General features: G+C 36.1%; 10 protein-coding genes. 8 read left to right on the top strand and 2 right to left on the bottom strand.

What is annotated here, in order from left to right:
• Positions 1-19: 19 nt before the first annotated feature.
• Both P177_RS17255 and miaB read right to left on the bottom strand, forming a co-directional pair.
• A complete protein-coding gene (locus tag P177_RS17255; protein WP_036156773.1) occupies positions 20-1,306 on the bottom strand; it encodes a sigma-54 interaction domain-containing protein in 1,287 nt (428 codons plus the stop codon).
• 20 nt (positions 1,307-1,326) lie between these two features.
• Positions 1,327-2,772 (bottom strand): tRNA (N6-isopentenyl adenosine(37)-C2)-methylthiotransferase MiaB, encoded by a 1,446-nt coding sequence (gene miaB, locus P177_RS17250; protein WP_036158734.1) that lies wholly within the window; start codon positions 2,770-2,772, stop codon positions 1,327-1,329.
• 150 nt (positions 2,773-2,922) lie between these two features.
• Between miaB and P177_RS17245 the strand changes: the two genes are divergently transcribed.
• The 8 genes from P177_RS17245 to porN all read left to right on the top strand — a co-directional run bounded on the left by P177_RS17245 (position 2,923) and on the right by porN (position 13,719).
• Positions 2,923-3,669, top strand: coding sequence for a hypothetical protein (locus P177_RS17245; RefSeq protein ID WP_036158730.1), 747 nt, complete (start codon positions 2,923-2,925; stop codon positions 3,667-3,669).
• Positions 3,670-3,724: 55 nt separating this feature from the next.
• Entirely contained in the window at positions 3,725-4,990 is a 1,266-nt protein-coding gene (locus P177_RS17240; RefSeq protein WP_036156771.1) for an LVIVD repeat-containing protein, read from the top strand.
• A 212-nt stretch (positions 4,991-5,202) separates the two neighbouring features.
• On the top strand, positions 5,203-7,707 hold the full coding sequence (topA, locus tag P177_RS17235) for a type I DNA topoisomerase (protein ID WP_036156769.1): 2,505 nt from the start codon (positions 5,203-5,205) through the stop codon (positions 7,705-7,707).
• A 60-nt stretch (positions 7,708-7,767) separates the two neighbouring features.
• Positions 7,768-8,925 (top strand): formimidoylglutamase, encoded by a 1,158-nt coding sequence (locus P177_RS17230; protein WP_036156767.1) that lies wholly within the window; start codon positions 7,768-7,770, stop codon positions 8,923-8,925.
• Between the two features lie 120 nt (positions 8,926-9,045).
• Positions 9,046-10,410 (top strand): T9SS ring complex lipoprotein PorK/GldK, encoded by a 1,365-nt coding sequence (gene porK, locus P177_RS17225; RefSeq protein ID WP_036156765.1) that lies wholly within the window; start codon positions 9,046-9,048, stop codon positions 10,408-10,410.
• An 86-nt stretch (positions 10,411-10,496) separates the two neighbouring features.
• Positions 10,497-11,153 carry a type IX secretion system motor protein PorL/GldL gene (gene porL, locus P177_RS17220; RefSeq protein WP_036156763.1) on the top strand — a complete coding sequence of 219 codons (657 nt, stop codon included), beginning with the start codon at positions 10,497-10,499 and terminating at the stop codon, positions 11,151-11,153.
• A 55-nt stretch (positions 11,154-11,208) separates the two neighbouring features.
• The gene (gene porM, locus P177_RS17215; protein WP_036156761.1) at positions 11,209-12,768 is read left to right on the top strand and encodes a type IX secretion system motor protein PorM/GldM; all 1,560 of its coding nucleotides are present in this window, start codon (positions 11,209-11,211) and stop codon (positions 12,766-12,768) included.
• A 63-nt stretch (positions 12,769-12,831) separates the two neighbouring features.
• On the top strand, positions 12,832-13,719 hold the full coding sequence (gene porN / locus P177_RS17210; protein ID WP_036156759.1) for a type IX secretion system ring subunit PorN/GldN: 888 nt from the start codon (positions 12,832-12,834) through the stop codon (positions 13,717-13,719).
• Positions 13,720-13,799 lie beyond the last annotated feature (80 nt).

Raw genomic sequence — 13,799 nt, 5'->3', positions numbered from 1 at the left:
AAATGAGATTCGTTTTAGTTTAAAGATCGTACTGTTTTATTTTGCGATAAAGTGTTCGTTCAGAAATACCTAATTCTGTTGCCGCGGCTTTTCTTTTTCCTCTATTGCGTTCTAATGATTTCTTTATTAATTCGACCTCTTTCTCTTGTAAAGATAGGGTTTCTTCTTCTTGAATTTCTTCGGCAAAATGATATTTGTCCTCGTAAGAGTCTTGAATAATAGAAGCTTCTTCTCGTTTCGGTTCAGGTAAGTGCAATAGGTTCATTGAAGCTTCTTCTTGCGTATTGTGTTCGATATCTGCATCTTCTTCATCGTCATTGCCGTAAATTTTACGGATAAGATTTTCGTTGTCTTTTTGAACCTTTTCAGAATCATTGTTCTTTAAGAGCTCCATCGTCAACTTTTTAAGGTCGTTGAGGTCGCCTTTCATATCAAAAAGTACTTTGTACAGTATTTCTCTTTCATTGCTGAAGTCGCTTTCAGATTTAGTGTTGGAGACTACTGCAGGTAGATTGCTTGTAGTATTATGCGGCAGATAACCGTTTAAAGTGGTAGCGGTGATAGCTCTATTTTCTTCCAAGACCGAAACCTGTTCTGCGATATTCCTCAGTTGGCGAATGTTACCAGGCCATCTGTATTTTGTCAATAATGATACGGCATGGTCATCTAGTCTGATAGTAGGCATTTTGTACTTCTGACTAAAATCGGATGCAAATTTTCGGAACAATAAATGAATATCACCTTGACGTTCACGTAATGGCGGAATGTTAATTTCTACAGTGCTTAAACGATAGTATAAATCTTCGCGAAAACGCTCTTTTTTAATAGCTTCGAACATATTTACATTCGTAGCCGCAACAATACGTACATCTGTCTTTTGCACTTGTGATGAACCTACTTTAAGAAACTCACCATTTTCAAGTACACGTAATAATCTTACTTGGGTAGTTAATGGTAGTTCGCCAACTTCATCCAAAAATATGGTACCACCATCCGCTACTTCAAAATAGCCACTTCTTGTTTGTGTAGCCCCGGTAAATGCCCCTTTTTCGTGTCCAAAAAGTTCACTATCAATAGTACCTTCTGGTATGGCACCGCAGTTTACGGCGATATATTTTGCATGTTTTCTATGGGAAAGTGAATGAATGATTTTTGGAATGGATTCCTTTCCTACACCACTTTCACCTGTAACCAGAACGGAAATGTCAGTTGCGGCAACTTGCATTGCTTTTTCAAGAGCACGATTTAATTTTAGGTCTTGCCCAATAATTTCAAAACGTTGTTTTATACTTTGTATACTTTCCATATAAAATGGCTACTATAAAGTTAGTTATTGTCAGAATACCCAACTGCAGCACCTTTTAAAGTGGCAGAAGTGCAATCGTTAATTTGTACGTTTACAAAGTCGCCCACCTTGTAATTCTCTTTCGGAAAGACCACAACGGTACTTTGGCTATTTCTACCCATCCATTCATGTTCTGATTTTTTAGAGGTTCCTTCTATTAAAACCTCTTGTATTTTACCTACATGTTTTTCGGTTCTGTATTGACAGTGGCTTCTCTGTAAAGCTATAATTTCAGAAAGGCGTCTCTTTTTTGTAGCCTCTGGCACATCGTCTTCCATTTTTCTGCCAGCCATAGTACCTGGTCTTTCTGAATATGCGTACATATAACCGAAATCATATTTTACATGTTCCAATGCTCTTAACGTGGCCGCATGATCTTCTTCTGTTTCAGTGGGGAAGCCCGTGATAATATCTTGAGAAATAGAACAGCCAGGTAAAATTTTTCTAATTTCATCTGTTAGTTCAAAGTACTCTTCAATGGTATGTAGCCGATTCATTTCCTTTAAAATACGATTACTGCCACTTTGTACAGGTAAATGAATATGATTACAAATATTCTTGTGTTTGGCCATGGTTCTGATGACGTCCAAGGTCATGTCTTGCGGGTTGGATGTAGAGAACCGAATGCGCATTTTAGGGTTTGCCAATGCTACCATTTCCAATAACTTGGAAAAGTTGGTGGCAGTTGCTTTTTGCATATCCGTAGCATTCACGAAATTTTTCTTTAGTCCGCCGCCATACCATAAGTAGCTGTCTACATTCTGTCCTAGAAGTGTAATCTCTTTAAATCCTTTTTCAGAAAGCTCGCTGATCTCTGCTAAGATAGATTGTGGGTCTCTGCTACGTTCGCGACCTCTGGTGAACGGAACTACGCAAAAAGTACACATATTATCACAACCTCTGGTAATAGAAACAAAAGCCGTCACTCCGTTCGTATTTAATCTGACGGGAGCTATATCGCCATAAGTTTCATCTTTGGAAAGAATTACGTTTACAGCATCTCTTCCAGAATCAACTTCTTTGATTAAGTTGGGTAAATCTTTATAGGCATCTGGCCCAACGACCATATCCACTATTTTTTCCTCATCTAAAAGCTTGTCTTTCAGTCGTTCTGCCATGCAGCCAAGAACTCCAACTTTTAAATGTGGCCTAGATTTTTTTACCTTATTATATTCGGTTAATCTTTTACGAATGGTCTGCTCTGCTTTATCTCTAATAGAACACGTGTTTACAAGTACTAAATCCGCATCTTCTAACGTTTGGGTGGTGTTAAAACCTTCGGTCGCTAAGATAGATGCAACAATTTCACTATCGGCAAAGTTCATGGCGCAACCGTAGCTCTCTATGTAGAGATTACGCTTGTTCATTTCTTTTCCTTCAACTACCAAAGTTGTGCCCTGCACATTTTCGTCTATGGTTTTCTCCATTTTTGTAATACGTTGCAATAAAATATTTTGGATGGCAAAGATACTATTATAATCAAAAATATGACAAGATGACATGATTATTTAGGGTTTGTTTATGCTTTACACTTTAAAATTATTTAGTTTTATCACCAATTATAACCACCAATGCATATGAATTTAGAAAACTTGACACAGCAGATTAAAACCAAGCCAGATTTAGAATTTGGTACCATATTTAGTAGGTCTATTGAGCTTTTTAAGAAAGTCTGGTTACAGGGGTTCATTATTTTGCTTTTGACCTTCGTTGTAATATTGCCTTTTTATTTGGTTATGTATATTCCAATGATTGCCATGGGTATAACTGATCCAGAAGTATTTCAACATAATGAGTTGCCGACAATGGTTACAATTTCAATGGTAATATGTATGCCGGTTTTAATTTTAGGGGTGACCACATTTACTTTGGCGTTAAACGCGGCATTTTTGAAAATGTGTAGAGAAAAAGATTTAGGAGAAGCAGTTAGCGATGACTATTTCTACTTTTTTAAAGAAGGTCGTTTAGGTAAGGTCTTTATTTTGAGTCTTTATATGCTAGGTCTCACTTTGCTCGGAGCACTAGCTTGTGGAATAGGTGCTTTTTATGTTATGGTGCCATTATCTTTACTACCTGCTTTTTTGGCGTTTTCAAATCATTTATCTCCTTTAGAAATGGTGAAGGCAAGTTTTACTTTAGGCAATAAAAACTGGCTGGTTATATTTGGTTTGGTGATTGTTTCGGCTTTTGTGGCGCAACTGGGCTTTATTCTGTGTTGTGTAGGAGTATTGTTTACTGCAATGTTAGGTAAGGTGCCAACGTATTATATGTATAAAGATGGTGTAGGTTTCAACGAGGTAGAAGATAATTCAAGTTTATTGTAACGCAACTATTACAGGTTTCTTCATCTTATTGTTGCAACCAGTTAATTTATAGACCATGAAGAATTTTCTATTACTTGTTTGTGCCATAGCTTTATCTGCATTTGTTTCTTGTGATGATGATGGACCTTATGAAGATTACCAAGTGGCAAGACCCATTTTGCAAGATGCAATTACTTTTAAGGCAGAAGCTGTTTCGGTTACTGAGCCGGTACCAATTGTATCATCAGGTAAAATATATGCCTACGGTAATTATATTTTTGTCAATGATGTGAATAAGGGTTTTCATGTAATCGATAATCAAAATCCTTCATCACCGGAAAGCATTGCATTTATCAAGCTAGAAGGTAATAATGATATTTCTATTAAAGATGATAAGATATATGCCGATAGTTATGGCGACTTGGTCATTTTTGATATTTCAGATATTAATAATATTGCAGTAGACAGCCGTATTGTAAATGCTATCTATAATAATGGTGTTTGGGCTACGGAGATTGAGTATCCACAAGCAGATTTTTATGAATACGGCGATATTGATTATGATAGGGATATTGTAATAGGCTGGGAAGTTGTGACCGAAAGAAGACCGGTAGAGGAGTATGAATCTAGGTATAATTGTGATGGTTGTGTGGTAGATACTCTTGAAAGTTCTAATGATAGTCCGCAGCCAAGTACAGGTCAAGGTGGTTCTTTAGCACGATTTAAGATTATTGGAGATTATCTTTATGTTGTCGATTATAGCGATATCAATATTTTCGACATTACAGATGTTGAAAATGTACAAGTGTTGGATGATGTGCAAGTTGCCTGGGATATTGAAACTATTTACAGTCAAGGAGATATTTTATTTATAGGAGGATCTCAAGGCATGTATATTTATGGGATAGAGAATCCTGAAAAACCAGAATTCATCTCAGAGTTTAGGCATGGTACGGCTTGTGATCCTGTCGTTGTTGATGGTGATTATGCGTATGTGACTTTAAAAGGAGGTAATTTCTGTGGTAGTACGGAAAGTGGACTTTATATAGTTGATATATCTAATCTTGCAAATCCTGAATTAAAAGTGATTTATCCTATGGATGGTCCTAACGGATTAGGTATTAAAGATAATACCCTTTTTGTGTGCGACGGAGATTCGGGCTTAAAAGTCTATGATAAATCAGATGCGCCAAATGTCACTTTGATAAATACTTTTGAAGATATTGTAGCTTACGATGTAATACCATTGGCCTCTTCTTTGTTAATGATCGGTGATCAAACATTATATCAATATGAATATGTAGATAATGATATTAGATTGTTAAGTACATTTCAATTGTAAAATTATTATTAGGTTAAAAAAAGGGAAGCTAGTTTAGCTTCCCTTTTTTTATTTGAGTCCCTAATTAGTTTATGTCTTGTGATATAGCGGCTAGAATAATCATTAATTTCATGATTTTATAGGCTAAACTCTGTTGAAATATGGGGAAAAATAAATTCTTGAAATTCCAAAGTTTAATTTTTAGTATACATTTGTAAGTATAAACAAGGTTGATGGCGAAAAATTTAGTAATTGTTGAGTCTCCTGCAAAGGCCAAAACTATAGAGAAGTTTTTGGGAAAAGATTATAAGGTAGAATCGAGCTTTGGTCACATTGCAGATTTACCTTCAAAGGAGTTGGGAGTAGATGTTGAAGGCGATTTTACACCGAAATATATAGTTGATAAAGACAAGCAAGCTTTAGTGAAAAAGCTTAAGAGTCTGGCGGATAAAGCAGAAACTATATGGCTCGCGAGTGATGAGGATCGCGAGGGAGAGGCTATTTCTTGGCACTTGGCAGAAGAGCTAGGTTTAGACAAGAAGAAGACAAAACGTATTGTTTTTAACTCAGTTACAAAAGCAGCTATTCAAAAAGCGATTGAGAATCCAAGGGAAATCAATTTCAATCTTGTAAATGCACAACAGGCTAGACGAGTATTAGACCGTTTGGTTGGTTATCAACTATCACCCGTACTTTGGAAAAAAATTAAGCCGGGTCTTTCAGCCGGTCGTGTTCAGTCGGTAGCCGTAAGGTTAATCGTTGAGCGAGAAAGAGATATTGAAGGCTTTGAGCCACAAGCATCGTTTAAGATTGCAGCAGAGTTTCAAACTGAAGCAGGTAGTGTATTTTCAGCAAAACTGAACAAAACGTTCGCTACCGAAGAAGATGCAAAGGCATTTTTAGAGAAAAACAAAGCAGCTGATTTTTCAGTAAGCAAATTAGATAAGAAACCGGCTAAGAAATCGCCATCTGCGCCGTTTACCACTTCTACTTTACAACAAGAGGCATCAAGAAAATTATATTTTTCTGTAGGTAGAACCATGCAGGTAGCACAACGTTTGTATGAAGCGGGTTTAATAACCTACATGAGAACGGATAGTGTTAATCTTTCTAACGAAGCATTAGCATCTGCCAAAGAAGCTATTGAAAAAAACTACGGTAAAGAGTATAGCGAGACAAGAAACTTTAAAGGGAAGTCTAAAGGAGCTCAAGAAGCACACGAAGCCATTAGACCTACGGATATGGGGAATCAATCTCCTTCGTTGGAGCGTGATCAATCTAAATTATATGATTTAATATGGAAACGTACCGTTGCATCTCAAATGAGCGATGCGCAATTGGAACGTACCAATGTTAGAATAAAGGCCAACAAACATACAGAAGAGTTCACAGCTAATGGTGAAGTAATAAAGTTTGATGGTTTCTTGAAAGTTTACATGGAAGGTGTAGATGATGAAGATGTTGCAGAAGAACAAGAAGGTATGTTGCCGGCAATGAAGCAAGGTGAGCGTTTGTTGAACAACTTTATTTCAGCGACGGAACGTTTTACAAGAGCACCATATAGATTTACAGAAGCATCTTTGGTTAAGAAGTTAGAAGAATTGGGTATTGGTAGACCATCTACATATGCACCAACAATATCCACTATTCTTAATAGAGGTTATGTTGAAAAAGGTACTATTGAAGGTAGTGAGCGTAAGTATCAACAATTGATATTGGCTTCAGATAAAATAGAAACAAAGAACCTTACTGAAAATGTTGGTTCTGATAAAGGTAAAATGGTGCCTACGGATATTGGTATGATCGTTACTGATTTCTTGGTAAGTAATTTTGCCAACATATTAGATTACAATTTTACCGCTCAAGTAGAAGAGGATTTTGATGAAATAGCTTCCGGTGATGAGGATTGGAAGAAAATGATGAAAGACTTCTACAAAGATTTTCATCCTAATGTAGTAGATGTAGAAGAAAATGCAGACCGTGCCAGCGGAGAAAGAATATTGGGTAAAGACCCTAAAAGTGGAAAACAAGTATCTGTACGTTTAGGTAGATTTGGACCAATGGTGCAAATAGGTACTGTTGATGATGAAGAAAAGCCAACATTTGCAAGTTTATTACCAGAGCAATCTTTAAACACTATTTCTTATGAAGAGGCAATGGATCTTTTTAAACTTCCTAGGAAATTAGGGGTTTATGAAGGAGAAGAAGTATTGGCTAACGTAGGTAGATTTGGACCTTATGTGAAATTTGGAGAGAAATTTATTTCTATGGATAAAGGCGAGAGTGCTTTTGAAATAGAAATGGATAGAGCAATAGAACTTATTGTTGCTAAGCAGAAGGCCGATGCGCCAATTGCTATGTATGAAGATTTAGAAGTTACAAAAGGTACAGGTAGGTTTGGGCCGTTCATTAAATGGAACGGTATGTTTATTAACGTAAACAAAAAGTACGATTTTGATAACTTATCTAATGATGACATTATAGAGCTGATCGAAATCAAAAAGCAAAAAGAGATCGATAAGGTTATTCATAACTGGGAAGAAGAAGGCATCCGTATAGAAAAAGCGAGATGGGGGCGTCATAATGTTATAAAAGGCAAGATTAAGGTGGAGTTGGCAAAAACTGTCGATGTTGTTAATATGTCTTTAGAAGAAGCCAAAAAGTTGATCGAGGCGAAGACTCCAAAGAAAAAAGCTCCAAAGAAAAAGGCAAAAGCTAAACCTAAAACAAAAAAGTAATTTAATTTTAGGTCAAAAGATTAGTGTAGTATTTTTATGATTCCTAAAAACCTTTAATAAATGGCCTTTGATTTTCTAGTTCCGGTATCGGATAAAGTTTTAGCTCATAATGAGTTGTTACCTAGTCAGGCCATTGGCAAAAACACCTACATACATACAGAAAAAGATGGTTTGCCGGTTTTGGCAAATGCTACCGTAGCAATTGTAGGGGTAAGGGAGTCAAGAAATGCCTATGAAAAGAAGCATGAAAAGTTAGATGTTTCTGCAATTAGATTACAATTCTACAAACTTCTAATAGGGAACTGGAATGCTACCATAGTAGATTTAGGAGATATAGAAGAAGGCGCTACTGTAAATGACACTTATTTTGTGGTCAAAGAAGTAGTGGCCGGGTTATTGGAAGAAGATATTATACCTATAATTTTAGGGGCAACACAAGATATTACTTATCCTGCTTACCGAGCTTTTGATGGTATTAGGGATATGATCAACCTGGTTGCAATAGATAGTAGGTTTGATTTTGGAATAGAAGATGAGCTCATTTCATCACATTCTTACATGAGTAAAATCATAACCGATAAGCCAAATAATCTATTTAATTTCTCAAATATTGGGTATCAAAGTTATTTTAATGCCCAAGAAGAAATAGATTTAATGGAGCGTTTATTTTTTGACGCCTATAGACTTGGTGAAGTTGCAAATGATATTTCTTTGGCAGAACCGGTACTAAGAAATGCACATATGGTAAGTTTAGACTTGCGATCTGTAAAGGCTAGTGAAATTTCTTTGTCCGCTAATTTTTCACCTAACGGGTTTAATGGCAGAGAAATCTGTGCTATTTCTAGATATGCCGGTATTAGTGATAAAGTATCTGTATTCGGCTTGTATGAAATGGAGAACACCGTACAGTCGCAACAGCTGATAGCTCAGATAATATGGTACTTTATAGAAGGTATCAATTTTAGAATCAAAGAATCTCCATATATCAAAACAGATGACTTTGTAAAGTACAATGTACCTAGCGAAGATGAAGAATTGGTATTCTACAAAAGTTTATTAACAGAAAGATGGTGGACAGAAGTCCCATCTATTTTCACTTCACATACTAAAGGCCATACACCTGCGTTATTACCTTGCACCGAGAAGGATTATTTAGATGCATGTAATCAACAAATTCCTGAAAGGTGGTTTAAGGCCTACAAGAAAGGCTTTAATTAACATTATTTTTTTAAAGCATAAAAAGACTTTAATACAATATTTTATATAAAACCTAGTTTTAGTTGATAGAATAAATTATTGTATTCTGAGTTTAACCATAATCGAAATTTAACCTAAAGTATGAAGAAGCTATTGTTATCCTCTATAGCGTTTGTTTTTTTACTCACAAGTTGTGGGTCTAAACAGAAAGGTGAGCTAACTGGAGTCCAGGGAAAAAAATGGTATCCGGAAAAACCATATGGAATGGAACTTATCCCAAGGGGTTCTTTCATAATGGGTAAGAGTGAAGAAGACCAAGGAAAATTATTGAATGCGCCGACTAAGACAGTTACGGTACGTTCTTTTTACATGGATGATACTGAAATCACGAATAGTGAGTATCGTCAGTTTGTAGAATGGGTGAAGGATTCTATCGTTAGAACCAAACTAGCCATTTTAGCTGATGAGTTAGGTATAGGTCCAGAAGAGGGCGGTATTGGTGACTATGCTTTTAAAGATGCAGATACTACAAGAGCATCTGTATACGATAAGTATATGTTGGACAATTACTCAGGTATGGGTGAGACGGGATACGAAGGTAGAGCGTTAAGCAAAGATGAGGACCTAGTTTGGAACACATCAGATTACCCGGACGAGTATTATACCGAAATTATGGATTCTATCTATTTATCTGAAGAAGAGTCTTATAACGGTCAACGTACTATTGATGTTAAGACATTAAAGTATAAATATAGTTGGATGGATATTGAAGCAGCTGCACGTGCATCTGTAAAAGGAAACCAAAGCCGTAAAGACTTTATCCGTACAGAAGAAGTTGAGATATACCCAGATACAACGGTTTGGATCAGAGATTTCTCTTATTCTTATAATGAACCAATGCATAACGATTATTTCTGGCATGATGCATATAGCGAGTATCCTGTAGTAGGTATCAGCTGGCAACAAGCAAAAGCATTCTGTAACTGGAGAACGAAGTTTAAAAACGATGACAACAAGAGTCGTGGTAGACAGTTCGTTAATCAATTTAGATTACCAACGGAAGCTGAATGGGAATATGCTGCAAGAGGTGGTATTGAAGGTGGTACGTACCCTTGGGGTGGACCATATGTAATCAGTGATACTGGTTGTTTTATGGCAAACTTTAAGCCACAGCGTGGAGATTATGCTGCAGATGCTGCTTTATATACAGTAGAAGCAAAATCTTACGAGCCTAACGACTTTAATATGTACAATATGGCTGGTAATGTTTCTGAGTGGACAAACTCAAGTTACGATCCAAGTGCATATGATTATGTATCAACAATGAATCCTAACGGAGGTGATCAGTCTAATACAAGAAAAGTTATTAGAGGTGGTTCTTGGAAAGATGTTGCATATTTCTTGCAAGTAAGTACAAGAGATTACGAATACGCAGATTCAGCTCGTAGTTACATCGGTTTCAGAACAGTACAAGATTATATGGGTGAGGAAGATTCCACACAATAAATAATAATATTAACAGTTTTATAATAAATTCAAATTCATTTTTTTAACCAAATCTTTATTTTTTAAACCTTAAAATTAAATTAAACATGGCACAGTCAAAATCCACAAAAAAATTATTTAACATGGCCTACGGGCTAGGGGCATCAGTCGTAATTATTGGTGCATTATTTAAAATTCTTCACTGGGAGTTAGGACCATTAAATGGTGGTATTCTTTTAGCGATAGGTCTTATTACAGAAGCGTTAATTTTCGCGATCAGTGCTTTTGAACCAGTAGATGACGATTTAGATTGGGCATTAGTATACCCAGAATTAGCTGGTGGTGAAAGTAAAGCACCTAAGAAAGCACAAGCTGCAACAGAAGTAAAAGAAGCTGAGGCATCTTTATCTAAGAAATTAGATGATTTATTGAAAGAAGCTGGTGTAGATGCAAGTCTTATGGAAAGCTTAGGTTCAAGCATTAAAAACTTTGAAGGTGCTGCTAAAGGTATCGCTCCAACAGTTGATGCAATGGAATCTACTAAGAAATATTCTAGTGAAATGGTTCAGGCTGCTTCTCAAATGGAGTCTTTGAACAGTCTTTATAAAGTACAATTAGAAAGTGCTAGCAAGCAAGCTTCAGTTAATGAAGAAGTTGTTCAAAATGCAAGTGCACTTAAAGATCAAATGGCATCTTTGTCTACAAACCTTTCTTCATTGAATGGTGTATATGGTGGTATGTTATCTGCAATGAGCAAAAACTAGTTTGGATTTTTACCAACCCGAATCAATTATTAATAAAAATCTAAATTAAAAATCCATGGCAGGAGGAAAACAATCACCACGTCAGAAGATGGTCAACTTAATGTATTTGATCTTCATCGCAATGTTGGCGTTAAACATGAGTAAGGAAGTATTAGCGGCATTCGGTATTATGAATGAAAAGCTAGAGACTTCTAACGAAAAGACAACTGCAAGTAACAATGCGTTCTTGGAAAGTCTTGGAACTAAAGCATCTGAAGATGCTGCAAAGTATGATAAGTTATATAAGAATGCTCAGCAGATCAAAGCAATGTCTCAAGAGTATTATGATTACTTAGAAGGACTTAAAGCAGGTATGATGGAAGGGATCGAAGATCCTAAAGATTATGCTCGTATGGATATGGCTGATTACTTAGATCAGAAATTATTCCAGGGTGAAACTTTATCGGAAGACGGTAAAAAGTTCATGAGTAACCTAACAGGTTATAGAGATCAAGTTGCTGCAATAGTACCAGCTGCTTTAAAGCAATCTGTTATCGATCGTTTCCAAACAGGAGATGAAAACGGTAAAGTTGAAAAAAGAGACGGTACCAAGCAAGATTGGATCAACTATCACTACGAAGGGTATCCTTTAGTAGCATCTTTGGCAAAATTAACACAGTTACAAGCTGACGTTAAAATAACTGAAGAAGCAGCATTAAAATCAATGTTGGCAGGTGAGTTGACTGAACAAGTTTCTTTAAAGAACTTTGCTACATCTCTTTTAGCTTCTAAATCTGCATACTATTCAGGTGAGAAGTATGATGGTAAGATTATTATCAGCAAAACTGATAACTCTTCTACTCCGGTTAGAGCTGAGTTAACGTTAGACGGTAGAAAATTATCTGAAGGTTCTGATTATAAATTAGAAGCTGGTGGTGTTAAAATGTTGATTGGTTCTGGTTCTGCTGGTGATCATGAAGTAAAAGGTACTATCTACTTTAAGCAAGACGGTGAAGAAATTCCTGTTGAGGTTAAAAATTCTTTCGCAACAATATCTAAGCCTAATGCTGCTTTGATTGCTGCTGATAAAATGAATGTGGTATATAGAGGTGTTGCTAACCCAATGTCTATCTCTATACCAGGTATACCAAATAATAAGGTAAGAGCATCTGCTCCAGGTCTTAAATCTGTAAGCGGTAGTAAGTATGTAATGACTCCGGGTACTGGAAGAAATGTTACTATTACAGCTTCAGGTACATTGCCAGATGGTCAATCTGTATCTTCTAAATCTGAATTCAGAATTAAAGATATTCCAAGACCAGAAGGTTCTGTAAGTAAGCAAACAGGTAGTCTTAAACTTCCAAAGAGAAATGTTGAGATCGCTACTATAGGTGCTGGTTTAGAAGACTTCGATTTTGATTTGAACTTAGCGGTAAGCGGTTTCAAATTCAAAGTACCAGGTCAACCAACAGTTTCTGTAAGAGGAAATAAAATGAATGCTAAGGCTAAACAAGCTTTATCACGTGCTAAAAGAGGAGATATCGTTCAAATATTCGATATTGAGGCTTATATCACAAATAATAAGAGTTACAAGTTGAAGAAAGTATCTCCAGTAGTTGTGGAGATTACAAACTAAATAATAGAATGATACCGGGTAGGCCCATTGGTCTTGCCCGGTTAATTTTAAAGTGAAACAAACATGAATTGGAAAAATGTTTTAGTAATGGGAGCGGTAACAATGTTACCTTTATCAATGATGGCCCAAGCCAATGTATTGAATGCAAAGAAACCAAATGAGGTTGGTATTCGTACAGAAGCACAGAAAGCTGTTGATAACGATGCTCCATTAGAATATGGTTATGTAGATGATAGGGATATCCTTTGGTCTAAAACGTTATGGGAGACCGTAGATTTAGATGAGAGAGTTAATTTCCCATTATATTATCCAACAGATACTATGGATATTGGACCAGATAGAAGGTCTTTATACCACGTTCTAGTTAAAAATTTAAAAAGTGGAAAATTAGATACTTATACAGATTCTTATTTTACACAAAAAAGAACTTTTGGCGATTTAAAAGATGCCTTGCAAATGGTTGATACCCTAGATTACGGGTATGAGCAGATGAATGCAGGTGAAGCTGTTTCTGAAGAGTATATTACTCGTAGAACTATTTCTGCAGCGGACATTGAAGAGTATCATATTAAAGGAATATGGTATTTTGATAAAAGACAAGGAGAATTGAAATACCGTCTTTTAGGTATTGCTCCAGTAGCGCCGGATGTAAACTTTATGGATGATGAAAATCCTGATATGGTAGAGCTTTTCTGGGTATGGTATCCAGATGCAAGAGAAATGTTGCATGAAGCGAAGCTTTTTAACTCACAGAATTCAGCACAACCTATTTCTTTTGATATGTTGTTGAATGCAAGAAGATTCAATGCCGTTATCTATAAAGAGGATAATGTACAGGGCGATAGAAATATTGACGACTATATTTCAGATAATGCTTTGTTCCAATTGTTAGAGGCAAAACGAATTAAAGAAACAATTAGAGATAAGGAACAAGACATGTGGGCTTACTAAGCTTACTGAAAATCCAATTCACATAATAAAAGACCCGATCGAAAGATCGGGTCTTTTATTTTTATATCATGTTTTAGGCA

The sequence above is a fragment of the Maribacter forsetii DSM 18668 genome (genome assembly GCF_000744105.1).
GTDB classification, from domain to species: domain Bacteria; phylum Bacteroidota; class Bacteroidia; order Flavobacteriales; family Flavobacteriaceae; genus Maribacter; species Maribacter forsetii.
The sequence above is the reverse complement of the archived record's forward strand: the minus strand, read 5'-3'. Positions and strand labels throughout refer to the sequence as shown.

Bases quoted from the DNA above. Each gene is read 5' to 3' on its own strand.
- P177_RS17255 (WP_036156773.1), bottom strand. From the start codon at position 1,306: ATGGAAAGTATACAAAGTATAAAACAACGTTTTGAAATTATTGGGCAA.
- miaB (WP_036158734.1), bottom strand. From the start codon at position 2,772: ATGGAGAAAACCATAGACGAAAATGTGCAGGGCACAACTTTGGTAGTT.
- P177_RS17245 (WP_036158730.1), top strand. From the start codon at position 2,923: ATGAATTTAGAAAACTTGACACAGCAGATTAAAACCAAGCCAGATTTA.
- P177_RS17240 (WP_036156771.1), top strand. From the start codon at position 3,725: ATGAAGAATTTTCTATTACTTGTTTGTGCCATAGCTTTATCTGCATTT.
- topA (WP_036156769.1), top strand. From the start codon at position 5,203: ATGGCGAAAAATTTAGTAATTGTTGAGTCTCCTGCAAAGGCCAAAACT.
- P177_RS17230 (WP_036156767.1), top strand. From the start codon at position 7,768: ATGGCCTTTGATTTTCTAGTTCCGGTATCGGATAAAGTTTTAGCTCAT.
- porK (WP_036156765.1), top strand. From the start codon at position 9,046: ATGAAGAAGCTATTGTTATCCTCTATAGCGTTTGTTTTTTTACTCACA.
- porL (WP_036156763.1), top strand. From the start codon at position 10,497: ATGGCACAGTCAAAATCCACAAAAAAATTATTTAACATGGCCTACGGG.
- porM (WP_036156761.1), top strand. From the start codon at position 11,209: ATGGCAGGAGGAAAACAATCACCACGTCAGAAGATGGTCAACTTAATG.
- porN (WP_036156759.1), top strand. From the start codon at position 12,832: ATGAATTGGAAAAATGTTTTAGTAATGGGAGCGGTAACAATGTTACCT.